Origin of the sequence: Bartonella capreoli (genome assembly GCF_902813205.1) — a bacterium.
Lineage (GTDB): Bacteria > Pseudomonadota > Alphaproteobacteria > Rhizobiales > Rhizobiaceae > Bartonella > Bartonella schoenbuchensis.
The window spans coordinates 1-439 of the sequence record NZ_CADDZX010000241.1 but is presented as its reverse complement, the minus strand read 5'-3'; the positions used below and the strand labels follow the sequence as shown (position 1 = coordinate 439).

Here is a 439-nt window from a genome sequence, read left to right as displayed (position 1 = left end):
GCTTCCCTTTCACTAACTGCCTTTGGAAGATTAAGTGAACGCCCCAAATGAATAGAGTGCGGAACAGCTTGAGAAATAAGTGCATCAAGGGAATCAAGCTTTAAAACATCAAGCATTTTTTGTGTTTCATTAGGACGAAGTCCAATATGGCGAGAAAAAAAATGACGTTCTTGCATAGACTCATCCAATCAATGCTTTATAAGCAGCTTCATCCAGCAACCCTTCAAGTTGCGTTGCATCCTGCAATGTCATTTTCCAGAGCCAACCTTCTTTTTCAGCCTTTTGGTTAACCAGTTCAGGATTATTTGCCAATGCCTCATTCATTTCAACCACTTCACCATCAAGAGGAGCATAAACATCTGAAGCCGCTTTCACTGATTCTACAACAGCAGCAGAATCCCCCTTAGAAAGCTGTGTCCCCTTCTTTGGTAAATCAACA

Annotated in this window: 2 protein-coding genes; both read right to left on the bottom strand. The window is 41.5% G+C overall.

Annotation, left to right across the window (positions count from 1 at the left end):
• Window positions 1–176: hypothetical protein (locus tag J7R05_RS08255; RefSeq protein ID WP_208541877.1), on the bottom strand; the 176-nt coding region annotated here is incomplete at its 3' end.
• A 4-nt stretch (window positions 177–180) separates the two neighbouring features.
• On the bottom strand, window positions 181–439 hold a 259-nt coding region (locus tag J7R05_RS08250; protein WP_208541876.1), incomplete at its 5' end, for a biotin/lipoyl attachment domain-containing protein.